The following is a 14,862-nucleotide window of genomic DNA, read 5'->3' as shown; positions in this document are numbered from 1 at the left end:
CCATGTCCCTGATCGGTCGCCTCTTCGTCATCCTGTTCGCTTTCCTCGCTGCCTGCTTCGTGGCGGGGATGATCGTGGTCGGCGCGGTGCTGTATCCTGAGTTCAGCGATCTCGGCGACGGCCAGATCGACCAGAGCGCGATCAACGTCGTGCTCGGCTTCGGCTTTATCTTTCTGTCCGGCTTTGCGCTGCTGCCGGCGCTGGTCGTGGTTTTGATCACGGAAGCCTTCTATATCCGCAGCGTGCTTGCCTACGCGATCGGCGGCGCCATCGTGGGCGCGGCCTGCTATCTCGGCCTTATTCCGTTCGATCCCGACACGCTGCGGTTCGACGGCATCGTGCGCCGCCATCTCGAAATCATGACCGGTGCCGGCATCGTGGCCGGCCTGATCTACTGGATGATCGCGGGCCGATCCGCCGGCGCCTGGCGCGAACCAAGGCCTCCCTTGCGTCCACCGCCGCCATTGCCGTCGCAGTCCCGGCCGCAGGCGTGAAGGGGACCACGGCTGCTTCGCTCGCGCTCTCTTGCGCAAACGCTTCGCGTTTGTCGCAGACAATGACGGGGGTTTTCATCACGGACCGCCTCGGCTAAACCCCGCGCCATGAACCGGACCGGACTTGTTATCGCGTTGGGCCTATCGCTCGTCATCGGACTGCTGTTCGGGATTTTCCCTGAACTCGACCTGAAGCTGGCGGCACTGTTCTACGATTCCACGAGCACATCATTTCCGCTGAAGCAGAACGGGCTTGCCGCCGTTGCGCGCGACGGCGCGATGTGGATCGCCTGGGCGCTGGCGCTGCCGGCGCTGTTCGCTATCGTGGCAAAACTGGTGCGGCCGGACCGGCCGATGCTGGTTCGGGGACGCGCAGCGGTGTTTCTCTTGGTCACCGTCCTGCTCTCCGCCGTCGTGCTGACGAACCTCACCTTCAAGAGCTATTGGGGGCGGCCGCGGCCGGTGGTGGTGACAGAATTCAACGGCCCCTGGCAGTTCGTGCCGTGGTGGGACCCGCGTGGGGAGTGCGGGCGTAACTGCTCGTTCTTCTCCGGCGAGGGCGCCACCGCGTTCTGGACCTATGCGCCCGCGGCGCTGACCCCGCCGGCGTGGCGGCCTCTGGCCTATGTGGCGGCGACCCTGTTCGGGGTTGTGACGTCTGGGCTGCGGATGGCGTTCGGCGGTCATTTCTTTACCGACGTTGCCGCCGCGGGGCTGGTGAGCTTCTTCGTGATTTGGCTGGCCTACGCCTGGATTTACCGCTGGCCGTCGACGAGGCTGACGGATGCGCAGATCGAATCCGCGCTGGGGCGCTGGGGTTGGCCTGGCTATCGCCTGTGGCAGCGCTGGCGCGGGCGCGAGGCGGGGTAATCCGATCCCAGCCGTTAAGGGCCACTAAAAAGAGCGATTAAACGCGTGCCCATCAGCGCGAAATTTGTTATTCGCGCCCTCGAAACCGGCATCCGCCATTTCGACCGATTGGAAGCTCCATGAGTACGATTCTGAAAAGCCTGCCCAAAGGGGAAAAAGTCGGCATCGCTTTCTCGGGCGGTCTCGACACCAGCGCGGCGCTGCTCTGGATGAAGCAAAAGGGCGCTCGCGTCTTTGCCTATACCGCCAATCTCGGCCAGCCTGACGAGACCGACTACGACGAGATTCCGCGCAAGGCGCTCGAGTTCGGCGGCGAAAAAGCCCGGCTGGTGGATTGCCGCACGCAACTGGTCCACGAGGGTATCGCCGCCATCCAGTCCGGCGCCTTCCACGTCTCGACCGGCGGCATCGCCTACTTCAACACCACGCCGCTCGGCCGCGCCGTGACCGGCACGATGCTGGTTGCGGCCATGAAGGAGGACGGCGTCAACATCTGGGGCGATGGCTCCACCTACAAAGGCAACGATATCGAGCGGTTCTACCGCTACGGCCTGCTGACCAATCCGAACTTGCGGATCTACAAGCCCTGGCTCGACCAGCTCTTCATCGATGAGCTGGGCGGCCGCGCGGAAATGTCGGCGTTCATGACCGCCAATGGATTCGCCTATAAGATGAGCGCCGAAAAGGCCTATTCGACCGACAGCAATCTGCTCGGCGCTACCCACGAGGCCAAGGATCTCGAGCAGCTCGATAGCGGCATCAAGATCGTCAATCCGATCATGGGCGTGCCGTTCTGGCGCGACGACTGCGTCGTCAAGGCCGAGAAGGTCACCGTGCGTTTCGAGGAGGGCCAGCCGGTCGCGCTAAACGGCCAGACGTTCAGTGATCCCGTCGCGCTGTTCCTCGAGGCCAACGCCATCGGCGGCCAGCATGGCCTTGGCATGAGCGACCAGATCGAGAACCGGATCATCGAGGCCAAGAGCCGCGGCATCTACGAGGCGCCCGGCATGGCGCTGCTGCACATCGCCTATGAACGTCTCGTCACCGGCATCCACAACGAAGACACCATAGAGCAATACCGGATCAGCGGCATGCGCCTTGGCCGGCTGCTTTATCAGGGACGGTGGTTCGATTCCCAGGCCCTGATGCTGCGCGAAACCGCCCAGCGCTGGGTGGCGCGCGCCGTCACCGGCGAGGTGACGCTCGAGCTGCGCCGCGGCAACGACTACTCGATCCTGAACACCGAGAGCCCGAACCTGACCTATCAGCCGGAGCGGCTGAGCATGGAGAAGGTGGAGGATGCGGCGTTCACGCCGGCCGACCGCATCGGCCAGCTCACCATGCGCAACCTCGACATCGCCGATACCCGCGCCAAACTGGATCTGTACGGCAAGACAGGCCTGTTAACGAGCCGGGAAGGCGCCGATATCTTCAAGCTTGAGAGCGACAAGAGCTGACCCAAAGCGCAGCGTGCCCACCAATTCTGGTCTGGGCACGGACGGTGGGCACGGCGCGATGCGCCTTTGCCCATCCTGCGAATCTCGCAATGACGAATAACAAAAATGGCCGGGATTGCTCCCGGCCATTTTCATTTGATGAACGATCGCCTCAGCGCGGCGGCGCGGTGCCGGGCGGGGGCGGCGGCAGCGAGGCCTGTCCGCCGTTGAGCAGCGGCGTGATGTTGCGGATGGTGACGCGCCGGTTGATCGCGCTCGGCCCGTCGGTCTGCTCCTTCAGGTACTGCTCGCCATAGCCCTGCGAGGTCAGGTTTTCCGCCGGCACGTTGAACTGCTGCGTCAGCAAGGTCGCGGCAGATTCGGCGCGGCGATCCGACAGCGACAGATTGTCGACATCGTTGCCGACCGCGTCGGTGTGGCCCTCGATCAGGAACACCGCACGCGGATTCTGCTGGATCGCCCGGTTGAGGCCGTCGGCGATCGCCTGCAGCTTCGACGCCTGATCGGGCGGGATTTCCCACGATCCGGTTTCGAAGTTGATGGTGTTGACGTCGATGCTCGGCATGCGCTGGCGCACGGTCGGGCTGTAGCGGATTTCGTCCAGCGAATAACGCCGTTCGATCCGCTCCACGGGCGGCGCCATCATGGTCTCGTAGAGTACCTCCGGCGACGCCTCCTCGGCATCGACGATGTAGCGGTTATAGGGAATGCGGACCACCGGCGGCGCCAGCGCGACATAGAATCCGCCGCCGAAACGCGGATCGCGGTAGCTGTTGTCGATGATGATGATCTCGCGACCGCGCTCGTCGCGGCGAATACGCCGCAGCAACTGGCCGTCGCGGCCGACCACGGTGATCACCTGCGTGCCATCGGGCCTGATCACGACGGTGCGGGTCTCGCCACCAACGGTCTGGGTCTGGATGTCACGCGCGCCGTAGCGGAAGCGGTCCACCTCGCTGTGACGGACATATTGCTGTCCGCCGGGATCGCGAATGATGATCCGCCCGGGCTCGGTGATGATGGTGCGGCCGCCCTGCTGGCTCTCGCGGCGCTGGCCGCGGAAGTCGTCAAGCCGTTGCGGTCCGGACGGCGGTGCACCCGGAGCAATGGCCCTGATCCCTGCGTCGGGCGGCGCCGCTGGCAGCGGTGCGGTGACTTGCGGTGCCTGGCGGAAGGCCGGTGCAACGGTCGGCGGGGCGTTTTGCGCCCGGCCGGGAGGCGGTGCGGCGTTGGGCGCGCCCGGCACGGCGGTCGGAGCCGTGGGAGCGGCAGTCGGCGGCGTTGTGCCCGGAGCGGTGGGGACGCCGCCGGCGCTTGGCGCGGCAGGCGGCGGCGCGCCGGGTCGTCCCGGCGGCGTGGTCGGCGTGGTTGTCGGGGCGCCCGCACTTGGAGGTGTCGCCGGTGCGCCGGGACGCGGCGGCGGCGCCGTCGTACTTCCGCCAGGCGGCGGGGCGGCGGTCGGAGGCGCTGTCGGGGCCGGCGTGGTGGCAGGCGCGGGCGGCTGCTTGGCGCCAGCCGGCGGGGGCGGCGGCGTAGTCGGTGCGGCCGGTTGCTTCGGAGCCACAGGCGCGGCTGCCGGCGGAGGAGGCGGCGGTGGCGTCGGGCGCGCAGGCGCAGCTGCAGGAGGCGGCGGAGGTGTTGCCGGTGCCTTCGGCGCAGCAGCCGGTGGCGGCGGAGGGGGCGGGGGTGGTGTCGGCCGCGGAGGCGCAGCCGCGGGAGGCGGCGGAGGCGGTGTCGGGCGCGGGGGCGCAGCGGCCGGAGGCGGCGGGGGGGCTGGCGTCGGGCGCGGTGGCGGAGCCGCAGCAGGCGGTGGCGGCGGAGGCGCTGCCGGACGCGGAGGTGCTGCGGCCGGAGGCGGTGGAGCGGCCGGCGCCTTCGGCGCGGCGGCCGGCGGCGGAGCGCCCTTCGGCGCTTCCTTCTTGGTGCCCGGGGGGCCCTCATCTTTGGCTTGCGCCACGACGATCGGTGCGGTCTGCGCCTGCGATTCGGAGGTCGCGAGCTGGCTCGCCGTCAAGGCAGTCGTGGCGAGCAGCAGGATGCGAAGGTTTTTCATGATGTCCTTGGTCCCCGGAATAGGCCTGACAGCAACGGAACGGCTTTCCATTGGCATGTCAGTTGGTCGATTGAACGGCTAATCATTAGGCCGGATTGTGGCGGCCTACAAATGGTCGGATGGTTTTTATTTCATCGGCGCAATGGGTTGCATGCATCGTTGTTCATTGCGCGTTCAGACGGTGCCTTCATATGGTCCTCGGATTGGTGGCGGGATTGGGAGTGCTGGGGCCGCTTGGCCCGCGTATCGGTAACTCGTCCGGCGTCTTGCCCGGCAACTCACGCGGTTGTGGTGGCTGACCGGGTTCACGGAGGGGTGGTGGCACCTCCGGGCGGGGATTACCCGGAGGATTCTCCGGCGGCGGCTCGGTCGGCTGTCCCGGTGTCGCCGGCGGTATCTCCGGCGGTTCAATCGGCATCGCGTCTCCTGAAGTTTCAACTCCGGATGAGACAACGGCGCTGGCGGCGCGAGGTTCCCGCGCGATACAAAAATGGAACCGCCGGGACGGTCAAGCCGGCGCGTGACAGACGGCTTCGATGTTGTGGCCGTCGGGATCGAGCACGAAGGCGCCGTAATAGTTCGGGTGGTAGTGCGCGCGAATTCCCGGTGCGCCGTTGTCGCGCCCGCCGGCCGCCATGGCTGCCTTGTAGAAGGCGTCCACCGTGGCACGGTCGTTGGCCAGGATCGCGACATGCAACGGCTTGTCCATCCCGCCTTCGCCGCCGATCCAGAAATCGGGCTTTCCATTGGCGCCAAAACCCGCGGCGGGCTCGCCGCCTGTTCGCTCCGGCGGGACTTCAAACACGAGGGTGTAATCGAGCGGCGCCAATGCCTTCAGATAGAAGGCCTTGGAGCGTTCATAATCCGAAACCTGAAATCCGATGTGGTCGATCATCAAGCTCTCCTGCGGTTCGAGGGATTATGGAGATTCAGCCGCGCGCCAGCAGCGTGTTGCTGCGGGTCTTGCCCGTCTCGATATAACCCCGCGCGCGCATGTCGGCGATGCAGTCGCCCAGCCACTCGTCCTTCGACAGATGCTCGATCACGATCGCGCGGGGCCACAAGGCCTGCGGCGCGTCGGCGAAAAACCCGGTCAGCACGCGGTCCTCAAAACCTTCGACATCGATCTTGAGCGCGTCGACATGCGAGACGCCGGCTTCCTCGAGGATGCGCTGCAGCCGCAGCGACGGCACCTTGATCGCCTTGCCGGAGGCCTCACCCGACACGATGTGGCTGGCGCCGAGATTGTCGCCGTCGGTCTCGATCAGCAATTCGCCATCGGCGGGGCCGGCCGCGGCCGCGACCAGCCGCACCTGGGTGTAGCCGGAGGACGTGTTGTTGAAGGCGAGCCGCGCATGGGTCACCGGATGCGGCTCGATCGCGATCACCTTGCCGCCGGCGCCGACATGGCGCGCCAACGCCAGCGCATAGGTGCCGACATTGGCGCCGACATCGACGAAGACCCCGCCCGCGGGAACATGCGCGCGCAAAAAATCCAGCTCCTCGATATTGTAGGCGGGATTGAACAGCGCGCCGCGCTCGGTGGCGCTGGCCTGGTGGTAGAAGCGGAACGAGGCGCCCTGATATTGCACGTCGACAGGACCCGCGCGCAGCAGATTCACCAGCCGCGACAGCATCGGCCGAAAGGCGCCGCGCTTCAGCCGCGAGCGATGGGCCAGCGAAATGATCGCGGCCTGTGCGGCATTCGGGGCGAATGCGCCGAACGGCGCGGGCGAAGGATCGTTGTTGGGCTTCAAGCAAAAGTCCTCGGTGAAGCGGCGGCATGCATAGCCGGTTTTGCGCGCGACTCCAACGACATCGTCGCCCCTGCGAAAGCAGGGGCCCATACGCCGCGGCTTCTCGATTTGAGGCGGTTGGAGTTGATACTCTCCGCAATAATCAAGGCCAGGGGTTATGGGTCCCTGCTTTCGCAGGGACGACGGGAAGTCTTTATCTTACGCCGCTTTCTTGGCAGCCTTGCGATTGCGCAGGAAACGTCCAAGCAGGCGTTGTCCACCCTTGCGCGGGATCAGGTCGACGTCGCTGACCAGTTTGGCGCCGCCCTTGCGCCGTTCCAGCACGATTTTACGGCTGTGAAACGCCTCCAGCTCGACGCGGTGGGCGACGCTGACGATGGTGGCCTTCGGGAGCTCCTTGATCACGATTTCCATCATCTTGTCCTGGCTCTTTTCGTCGAGCGCTGACGTCGCCTCGTCCAGCACCACGATGTCGGGGTTGTGGAGCAGGAGACGCGCGAATGCCAGCCGCTGCTTTTCGCCACCGGAAAGCGTCTGGTCCCACGGTCCTTCTTCCTCGATCTTCTCCTTGAGGTGATCGAGGCCGACCTTGTGCAGAGCCTCGCCGATCCCCTCGACCGTCCAGTCGTCAGCTGCGCCGGGGTAGGCGATCGCGCGGCGCAGCGTGCCGGATGGGATGTAAGGCTTCTGCGGCAGCATGAAGAGCCGGCGGTCGGGGTGGAAATTGACGCTGCCGCCGCCCCACGGCCATAACCCCGCCAGCGCACGGACCAATGTGCTCTTGCCGGTGCCGGATTCGCCGGCCACCAGCAGGCGCTCGCCGGGCCCAATTGCCACTTCGGTTTCGCCGACCACCGCGGTGCCGTCATCGAGCGTGACCGAGAGATCGTTGAGGCTCAGCATGGCGTCGCCCTCGGTCTCGCCGCGCTTGATGCGGCCGATGCCGTCGCCCTGCTCGGCGCGCTCGAGGCCATCGAGCGACATCATCAGCGAAGCGATGCGGCGCGCGCAGGCGTTCCAGTCGGCAAGCCGCGGATAATTGTCGACCAGCCAGCCGAACGCCGTCTGCACGATGGTGAAGGCGGACGCCGCCTGCATCACCTGCCCGAGCGTCATGCTGCCGTCGAGAAATTTTGGCGCGCACAGCAACAAGGGTACGACAGGTGCAATGAGGCTCGATCCCTGCGACACTAGCGTGGTGCGCATATGCTGGCCGGCGAGCCGTGCCCATTGTCGCAGAACTTTGGTAAAGGTCTTGTCGATGCCGTCGCGCTCTTCCTCCTCGCCGCCAAGTAGCGCAATGCTTTCGCCGTTCTCGCGCACGCGCGTCAACGTGTAGCGATACTCGGCCTCAGCCTGGTTCTTGTCCTCGGACACCTGCACAAAACTTCGTCCGATCGTCATGATCGAGCCTGACGCGATCGCTGCGTAAATGATCGCGGCAATCACCAGGAAGCCGGGGATGGTGATGGTGGAGCCGCCCAGCGTTACGGTCAGCGCGCCGCCGATGGTCCAGAGCACGACGATGAAGGTCGCGGCCGAGAGGAACGCCGACGTCACGCCGGCGACGAAGTCCACCGGAGAGTCGGTTGCAATCCTCAAATCCTCGGCGATGCGATACTCCGGATTCTGGTGATCGCCGCCGACGAGATTGAGCTGGTAGTAACGTCCATTGGCCAGCCAGCGCGATATCACCGCGTTCGTCAGCCAGGCGCGCCAGCGGCGCTGGATGCCCATGCGGGCGAATACCTGCGCCACGCCGAGCAGCACGCTGCCGATCGCGAGCGGAAAGAATACCGCGGCGAGATAGTACACGGTGGCGGAATCGCGCTTCTCGATGGCGTCGAAGATCGCGCGATTCCAGACATTTATGCCATACTGGAAGCCGACATTGGCAACGATCAGGAACAGCAGCCCGAACGTAAAAAGCCACGCCAGCCGGCCACCGTTCTTGCCCCAGTAGCCGCGCGCGCTGATCCAGAACCGCGTCAGCAGATAATCCTTGCGGGCTTGCTCGGCCTCTTCCGGGGACCATTCCGGGTCGGGTTCAACCGCTTGGGGCGGCGGGGGCTCGACATGGTCACCGTCTTCCGCGACGACTTCGACGAATTCCGATTTTTCTTCGGAGTCCGGCGCCTTGGCGCCGGAGTCGGGTTTCTTTCTTGCGATTGCGGGTTTCTTCGCTGGCGATTTGACGGTTGCTTTGCCCATGGCGGCACAACGGCAGCCAAATCAAAAGGTTCCAGTTGAGTTCCAGGCGCTATGCCGGCAGCACCAGAAACCCTGCGCGCGGAAAATGCACGACCACCTCGCCGGTGATGGGATCATTTCGCCGAATCGCGATGTGCTGGGACGAGAGCGCGACGATTTTGCCGCGCACGCCGATCTTGCCGTAGTCGTCCGGCATCACCGTGACCGCGTCGCCCGGCTTGCGGCCGTTGGGATCGTGGGGATCGGCGAGCTCGATGGTCGCTGGAGACGCGCGGGTCGCAATCTCCAGCGCTGCCGCGGTCGATATTTCGGTGGAGGTGGCGTGCCCGATCGCGCGCATCCGTGCTTCCCAATCCTTCGTGGCCGGAAATTCCGCGAGCAGTTGATCGAGGACGGGAAGATTGGTGCGAAGGTACCAGACGTTCATGTAGGCGTTGATGTCGCAGAGGCTGACCTGGTCTCCGCACATCCAGCTTCGACCATAGGCGAGCTGCGCGTCGATCCACTGCAGATGGGCGCGAAACTGGTCGCGCATTTGCGGAATCGCGGCCGTCATCGCGGCGATATCGAATTTGGCGCCGCGGAGTTTCTCGCGGTCGGCGATGAACTCCTGCGGGACCTTGTCGGCGAGCGAACCGAAGATCAGGTTCACGGTGCTCTGAAAGAACGCCTTGTCGGTCCACATCGCCGTGGCCGAGGCCAGACCCCGGCACGCTTCCGGAAACAGTGTCGGCGCCGGGAAACGCCGTTCCAGTTCGCGGATGATACACTGGGTGTCGCAATAGATGTCGGCGCCGATCTGCATCACCGGGGTGCGCCGATAGCCTCCGGTCATCGGCATCAGGTCCGGCCGCGGCATGATCCGCGTAATCAGCACCGAGGTCCATGCAATGTTCTTCAGGCCAAAGATCAGGCGGATCTTTTCCGAGAACGGCGATTGCGGAAAGTGGTGGAGGATAATGGGAGGTTCGGTGGTCATTTGCCTTCTTCCGGGTCAATGGCGCGGATAGCGTGAATTTTGCAAAAAATACCGCGGTTGGAAGTGCTCTGGCTATCGCGGGGTCAGGATGATGCGGCCGTCGGCGTCTGTTTGAATTTCCGCCGGCCGACCCGGTGCAGCACGCGCGAGAGCTGCTCGACGGAATAGGGCTTTTGCAGCAGCTCAAAACCGTGGCTGCCGTGTTCCGACAGCACGTGGCTGTAACCGCTGGTCAGCACGACCGGCAGGTCGGTGTACCGGCGGCGGATTTCCTGGGTGAGTTCGAGGCCGGTCATGCCCGGCATCACCACGTCGGTGAATACGACATCGAAGCAATCCGCGCCGACGGCCAGCACTTCGAGCGCATGCGCGCCGCTGCCGACCAGGCGGGTGGTGTAGCCGAGATCGGCCAGTGCGTCGGTGGCAAATTGCCCGACCTCGGCATTGTCTTCGACCACCAGCACCGACATCCCGCTCCCGGCGATCGCCGAGGCATCCGCCGCCGGCATCTGTCGCGATTTCCCGCTGCCGGCGGTGCGCGGCAAATACAGCGTGAAAACACTGCCCTTGCCGGCCTCGCTGGCGACGACCACTTCGCCGCCGGATTGCCTGGCGAAGCCGAACACCTGCGACAGGCCGAGCCCGGTGCCATGGCCGGCCTGCTTGGTTGTAAAGAAGGGTTCGAAGATGCGTTCGAACTGATCCGGCGGAATGCCGCTGCCGGTGTCGGCGACGGATACCGCAACATAGCCATAGGGATTTTGCGACAGCGGCGCGGCGTTGGGCAGACTGGCCGCCATGCCCACCGCAATCGTCAGCCGTCCGCGGCCCTCGATGGCATCCCGCGCGTTCACGGCCATGTTGATGATGGCGGTTTCGAACTGGCCGGCGTCGGCGTTGACGAAGCACGGTTCGTCCGGTCCAAGGATGACGATCTCGATGCGCGAACCGATCAGGGTGCCGATCATTTCGGCCAGCGTCTGCACGCTTCGTCCGACCTCGAACACCTCCGGCTTCAAGGTCTGCCGCCGCGCGAAGGCCAGCAATTGCCCGGTCAGCCTGGCGGCGCGGGTCACCGTATCCGAGATCGCATCGATATAGCGCAGCCGCCGCGGCTCCGGCAGGTCGGGCCGCCGCAACAGGTCCACCGAAGCGCGGATCACCGTGAGCAGATTGTTGAAGTCGTGCGCGACGCCGCCGGTAAGCTGGCCCAGCGCTTCCAGCCGCTGGCCATGCTTCAGCGCTTCTTCGGCCACCTGCCGTTTCTCGGCCTCGAAATGGAGATGGCGCGTCCGGCGCAGGGCCAGCCCCAGCAGGGCAAACAGCAGCGCGGTGGCGGGCGCCCCGAAGATCAGATGCTGGCCCATGGTGGACAGCCAGCGGGCGTGAATGGCCGAGGTCTCGAGGCCGGCGCCGACATAGATCGGGTATTCGGCGAGGCGACGATAGCCGAGACGGCGTTCGAGGCCGTCGGTCGGCGACGTCACGGTGATGAGACCGTCCGTTGGACTGGCGATCAGTTTCCCGATCGGACCTTTGGGGTCGAAATGGATGTCGCGGTCGACGGTGGGGAAACGCGCCAGCACGGTGCCGTCCGTCCGGCCGAGCGCGAAGTAACTGCCGGGCTCGCGGCCGATCCGGGCGTAGTAATTCTCGAAATATTCCGGGAACACCGAAGCCTGCAGCACGCCGGCGAAGCTGCCATCCTCGCTCGGGCGCCGCCTGCTGACGCCGAAGAACGTCGCGCCCTGATAGGGCGGCCGCGGCTTCAGCGCCTCACCGATATAGGTTCCGATATCGCTGGCCGTATGGGCCTTGAAATAGTCCCGGTCGGAAAAGTCTATTTCGGGTGCCGGCACGACCAGGCTGTTGACGAGGGCGTGGCCCTTGGCGTCGAAAATCCAGGCTGATTTCACCTGCGGCAGCGAAGCGACCAGTTGTTTCAGCCGCAGGTGCAGCAATTGCTCGCGCGCAACGATGTCGGCATCGGGAACGTCGCGGACGATCTCGGCCATCTCCGACAGGCTGCGGTCGATGGTCTCGAACACTTTCAGCGCATGCTCGTGCGCGACATCCAGCGCGCGTTCGATTTCGCGGTCGGCGGTTTCGCGGATCGAGACCCAGGAGACGGCGGATGCAAATACAAACAGGGCCAACGGAAGGGCCAGCGAAGCGACCATCATCCATTGCAGCAGTCTCAGCGAATTATGTTGTGCGGTCTGCACGGGCGCTCCGACTCCGCGCCGAGCTTAACGCAATCTTTCGTTGAGAACAAAGTTGGGCGGGGAAGGGAACTTTCGTCCGGACGGATCGGTCATAATCGATTCAAATATCGCCGTTCCCGGGCTACGGCGTCTCGCCTAGATCTGGCGCTCGACCATCTTCAGCTTGAGCTCGGCGATGGCTTCCGACGGGTTGAGGCCCTTCGGGCAGGCCTTGGCGCAGTTCATGATGGTGTGGCAGCGGTAGAGTCGGAACGGGTCTTCGAGGTTGTCGAGCCGTTCGCCGGTGGCCTCATCGCGGGAATCCGTCACCCAGCGATTCGCTTGCAGGAGCGCGGCGGGCCCCAGGAAGCGGTCGCTGTTCCACCAATAGCTCGGGCAGGAGGTCGAGCAGCAGGCGCAGAGAATGCACTCGTAGAGGCCGTCGAGCTTTTCGCGGTCCTCGTGGCTCTGCTTCCATTCCTTCTGCGGCGTCGGCGTAGTCGTCTTCAGCCAGGGCTCGATGGAGGCGTATTGCGCGTAGAAATTGGTCAGATCAGGCACCAGGTCCTTCACGACCGGCTGGTGCGGCAGCGGGTTGACCTTCACGGCGCCGCCCGAGGCCACGTCATGCATTGATTTGGTGCAGGCCAGCGTGTTCTGGCCGTCGATGTTCATGGCGCAGGAGCCGCAGACGCCTTCGCGGCAGGAGCGTCGGAAGGTCAGCGTCGGATCGATGTGATTCTTGATCCAGATCAGGCCGTCCAGCACCATCGGGCCGCAGTCGTTGATGTCGACGTGATAGGTGTCGACGCTCGGGTTCTTGCCGTCGTCCGGATTCCAGCGATACACCCTGAACTCGCGCGTCTCGGTCGCGCCCGCCGGTATCGGCCAGGTCTTGCCGCCGGTGATCCTCGAATTTTTCGGGAGCGTGAATTCAGCCATACTTGCAAGCCTTCGTTGTCGTCATCAGTAAACGCGCGCCTTCGGCGGGATGTACTGGACGTCGTTCGTCATCGTGTAATCGTGCACCGGGCGATAATCGATCGCGGTCTTACCGCCCTTGTCGATCCACGCCAGCGTGTGCTTCATCCAGTTCTTGTCGTCGCGCGCGGAAAAGTCCTCGCGGGCATGCGCGCCGCGGCTTTCGGTGCGGTTCGCCGCCGAATCCATCGTGACGACCGCCTGCACGATCAGATTGTCGAATTCGAGCGTTTCGATCAGGTCGGAATTCCAGACCAGCGAGCGGTCGGTGGTGGCGACGTCGCCGATGCCGCCATGCACCTTGTGGATCAGGTTCTGGCCTTCGTGCAGGATCTCGCCGGTGCGGAACACCGCGCAATTACTCTGCATGACGTGCTGCATGCTGTCGCGCAGTTTTGCGGTCGGCGTGCCGCCGGAGGCGTAGCGGTAGTGGTCGAGCCGGCCGAGCGCCAGATCGGAGGAATCCTTCGGCAATTCCGGCTGCTTGCCGTTCGGCGTCAGCTTTTCCGCAAGCCGCAGCGCAGCCGCGCGGCCGAACACGACGAGGTCGATCAGCGAGTTGGAGCCGAGGCGGTTGGCGCCGTGCACGGAAACACAGGCGGCTTCGCCGATCGCCATCAGGCCGGGCACCACCGCATTGTCGTCGCCGTCCTTCTTGGTCAGCACTTCGGCGTGATAATTGGTGGGAATGCCGCCCATGTTGTAGTGCACGGTCGGCACGATCGGGATCGGCTCGCGGGTGACGTCGACATTGGCGAAGATTTTTGCCGATTCGGAAATGCCCGGCAGCCGTTCGTGCAGCACCTTCGGATCGAGATGATCGAGGTGCAAGTAGATGTGGTCCTTCTTCTTGCCGACGCCGCGGCCCTCGCGGATTTCAATCGTCATCGAGCGCGAGACGACGTCGCGGGAGGCGAGGTCCTTGGCGGAGGGCGCATAGCGCTCCATGAAGCGCTCACCCTCGGAATTGACGAGATAGCCGCCTTCGCCGCGGGCGCCCTCGGTGACGAGGCAGCCCGAGCCGTAGATGCCGGTCGGGTGGAACTGGATGAATTCCATGTCCTGCAGCGGCAGGCCGGCGCGCAACACCATGCCGCCGCCGTCACCGGTGCAGGTATGCGCCGAGGTGCAGGAAGCGTAGGCGCGGCCGTAGCCGCCGGTGGCGAGGATCGTGGTCTGCGCCCGGAACCGATGCAGCGTGCCGTCGTCGAGCTTGAGCGCGATGACGCCGCGGCAGACGCCCTGGTCGTCCATGATCAGGTCGATGGCGAAGAACTCGATGTAGAATTCGGCCGAATGGCGCAGCGCCTGGCCGTACATCGTGTGCAGCATGGCGTGGCCAGTGCGGTCGGCGGCGGCGCAGGTACGCTGCGCCTGGCCCTTGCCGTAGTCCAAGGTCATGCCGCCGAACGGGCGCTGGTAGATCTTGCCGTCCTCGGTGCGCGAGAACGGCACGCCCCAGTGCTCGAGTTCGTAGACGGCCTCCGGCGCGTTGCGCACCATGTATTCGATCGCGTCCTGGTCGCCGAGCCAGTCCGACCCCTTGACGGTGTCGTACATGTGCCAGCGCCAGTCGTCCGGATGCATGTTGCCGAGCGAAGCGGAGATGCCGCCTTGCGCCGCCACCGTATGCGAGCGGGTCGGGAACACTTTTGTGATGCAGGCGGTGCGCAGGCCCGCTTCCGAGCAGCCGACCACGGCGCGCAAGCCGGCGCCGCCGGCGCCGACCACCACGACGTCGTAGGTGTGGTCCTCGATCGGATAGGATTTTCCGTTGGTGGCAGGACCACTTGCAGTTCCACTGCCGTTGGTGGCCTTGCCGTTACCTTGTGCAGCCGAATTCTTAGAAGCCATGG

General features: G+C 65.0%; 12 protein-coding genes. 3 read left to right on the top strand and 9 right to left on the bottom strand.

The annotated features are described in order from the left end of the window. Positions 1-2 precede the first annotated feature (2 nt). From V1283_RS37120 to argG, 3 genes are all read left to right on the top strand, one after another. Entirely contained in the window at positions 3-494 is a 492-nt protein-coding gene (locus V1283_RS37120; RefSeq protein WP_334391551.1) for a hypothetical protein, read from the top strand. Between the two features lie 108 nt (positions 495-602). Continuing rightward, the gene (locus V1283_RS37115) at positions 603-1,364 is read left to right on the top strand and encodes a phosphatase PAP2 family protein (protein ID WP_334391550.1); all 762 of its coding nucleotides are present in this window, start codon (positions 603-605) and stop codon (positions 1,362-1,364) included. A gap of 119 nt (positions 1,365-1,483) precedes the next feature. Continuing rightward, positions 1,484-2,821 carry an argininosuccinate synthase gene (argG, locus tag V1283_RS37110; RefSeq protein ID WP_334391549.1) on the top strand — a complete coding sequence of 446 codons (1,338 nt, stop codon included), beginning with the start codon at positions 1,484-1,486 and terminating at the stop codon, positions 2,819-2,821. A gap of 151 nt (positions 2,822-2,972) precedes the next feature. On the opposite strand, the gene V1283_RS37105 is transcribed toward argG, so the two are convergent. The 9 genes from V1283_RS37105 to sdhA form a co-directional block, all read right to left on the bottom strand. Further along, on the bottom strand, positions 2,973-4,874 hold the full coding sequence (locus V1283_RS37105) for an OmpA family protein (RefSeq protein ID WP_334391548.1): 1,902 nt from the start codon (positions 4,872-4,874) through the stop codon (positions 2,973-2,975). Positions 4,875-5,061: 187 nt separating this feature from the next. Then, positions 5,062-5,292 (bottom strand): hypothetical protein, encoded by a 231-nt coding sequence (locus tag V1283_RS37100; RefSeq protein WP_334391547.1) that lies wholly within the window; start codon positions 5,290-5,292, stop codon positions 5,062-5,064. A 90-nt stretch (positions 5,293-5,382) separates the two neighbouring features. Beyond that, positions 5,383-5,769, bottom strand: coding sequence for a VOC family protein (locus V1283_RS37095; RefSeq protein WP_334391546.1), 387 nt, complete (start codon positions 5,767-5,769; stop codon positions 5,383-5,385). A 34-nt stretch (positions 5,770-5,803) separates the two neighbouring features. Then, the gene (locus tag V1283_RS37090) at positions 5,804-6,631 is read right to left on the bottom strand and encodes an FkbM family methyltransferase (protein ID WP_334391545.1); all 828 of its coding nucleotides are present in this window, start codon (positions 6,629-6,631) and stop codon (positions 5,804-5,806) included. Positions 6,632-6,829: 198 nt separating this feature from the next. Next, positions 6,830-8,842: an ABC transporter ATP-binding protein/permease gene (locus V1283_RS37085; protein ID WP_334391544.1), complete on the bottom strand. Its 2,013-nt coding sequence runs from the start codon at positions 8,840-8,842 to the stop codon at positions 6,830-6,832. A 49-nt stretch (positions 8,843-8,891) separates the two neighbouring features. Next, the gene (locus V1283_RS37080; protein WP_334391543.1) at positions 8,892-9,821 is read right to left on the bottom strand and encodes a glutathione S-transferase family protein; all 930 of its coding nucleotides are present in this window, start codon (positions 9,819-9,821) and stop codon (positions 8,892-8,894) included. An 83-nt stretch (positions 9,822-9,904) separates the two neighbouring features. After that, the gene (locus V1283_RS37075) at positions 9,905-12,046 is read right to left on the bottom strand and encodes an ATP-binding protein (protein ID WP_334391542.1); all 2,142 of its coding nucleotides are present in this window, start codon (positions 12,044-12,046) and stop codon (positions 9,905-9,907) included. Between the two features lie 135 nt (positions 12,047-12,181). Further along, on the bottom strand, positions 12,182-12,967 hold the full coding sequence (locus V1283_RS37070; RefSeq protein ID WP_334391541.1) for a succinate dehydrogenase iron-sulfur subunit: 786 nt from the start codon (positions 12,965-12,967) through the stop codon (positions 12,182-12,184). 24 nt (positions 12,968-12,991) lie between these two features. Then, complete coding sequence (sdhA, locus tag V1283_RS37065; protein WP_334391540.1) at positions 12,992-14,860, bottom strand: succinate dehydrogenase flavoprotein subunit; 1,869 nt, start codon at positions 14,858-14,860, stop codon at positions 12,992-12,994. Positions 14,861-14,862 lie beyond the last annotated feature (2 nt).

Origin of the sequence: Bradyrhizobium sp. AZCC 2262, assembly GCF_036924535.1 — a bacterium.
Lineage (GTDB): Bacteria > Pseudomonadota > Alphaproteobacteria > Rhizobiales > Xanthobacteraceae > Bradyrhizobium.
This window is presented reverse-complemented; position numbering and strand designations above follow the sequence as displayed.

What these genes read in the sequence shown, in the direction of transcription:
- V1283_RS37095 (WP_334391546.1), bottom strand. Translation starts at nt 5,769, where the DNA reads ATGATCGACCACATCGGATTTCAGGTTTCGGATTATGAACGCTCCAAG.
- argG (WP_334391549.1), top strand. Translation starts at nt 1,484, where the DNA reads ATGAGTACGATTCTGAAAAGCCTGCCCAAAGGGGAAAAAGTCGGCATC.
- V1283_RS37085 (WP_334391544.1), bottom strand. Translation starts at nt 8,842, where the DNA reads ATGGGCAAAGCAACCGTCAAATCGCCAGCGAAGAAACCCGCAATCGCA.
- V1283_RS37120 (WP_334391551.1), top strand. Translation starts at nt 3, where the DNA reads ATGTCCCTGATCGGTCGCCTCTTCGTCATCCTGTTCGCTTTCCTCGCT.
- V1283_RS37115 (WP_334391550.1), top strand. Translation starts at nt 603, where the DNA reads ATGAACCGGACCGGACTTGTTATCGCGTTGGGCCTATCGCTCGTCATC.
- V1283_RS37105 (WP_334391548.1), bottom strand. Translation starts at nt 4,874, where the DNA reads ATGAAAAACCTTCGCATCCTGCTGCTCGCCACGACTGCCTTGACGGCG.
- V1283_RS37100 (WP_334391547.1), bottom strand. Translation starts at nt 5,292, where the DNA reads ATGCCGATTGAACCGCCGGAGATACCGCCGGCGACACCGGGACAGCCG.
- V1283_RS37070 (WP_334391541.1), bottom strand. Translation starts at nt 12,967, where the DNA reads ATGGCTGAATTCACGCTCCCGAAAAATTCGAGGATCACCGGCGGCAAG.
- sdhA (WP_334391540.1), bottom strand. Translation starts at nt 14,860, where the DNA reads ATGGCTTCTAAGAATTCGGCTGCACAAGGTAACGGCAAGGCCACCAAC.
- V1283_RS37080 (WP_334391543.1), bottom strand. Translation starts at nt 9,821, where the DNA reads ATGACCACCGAACCTCCCATTATCCTCCACCACTTTCCGCAATCGCCG.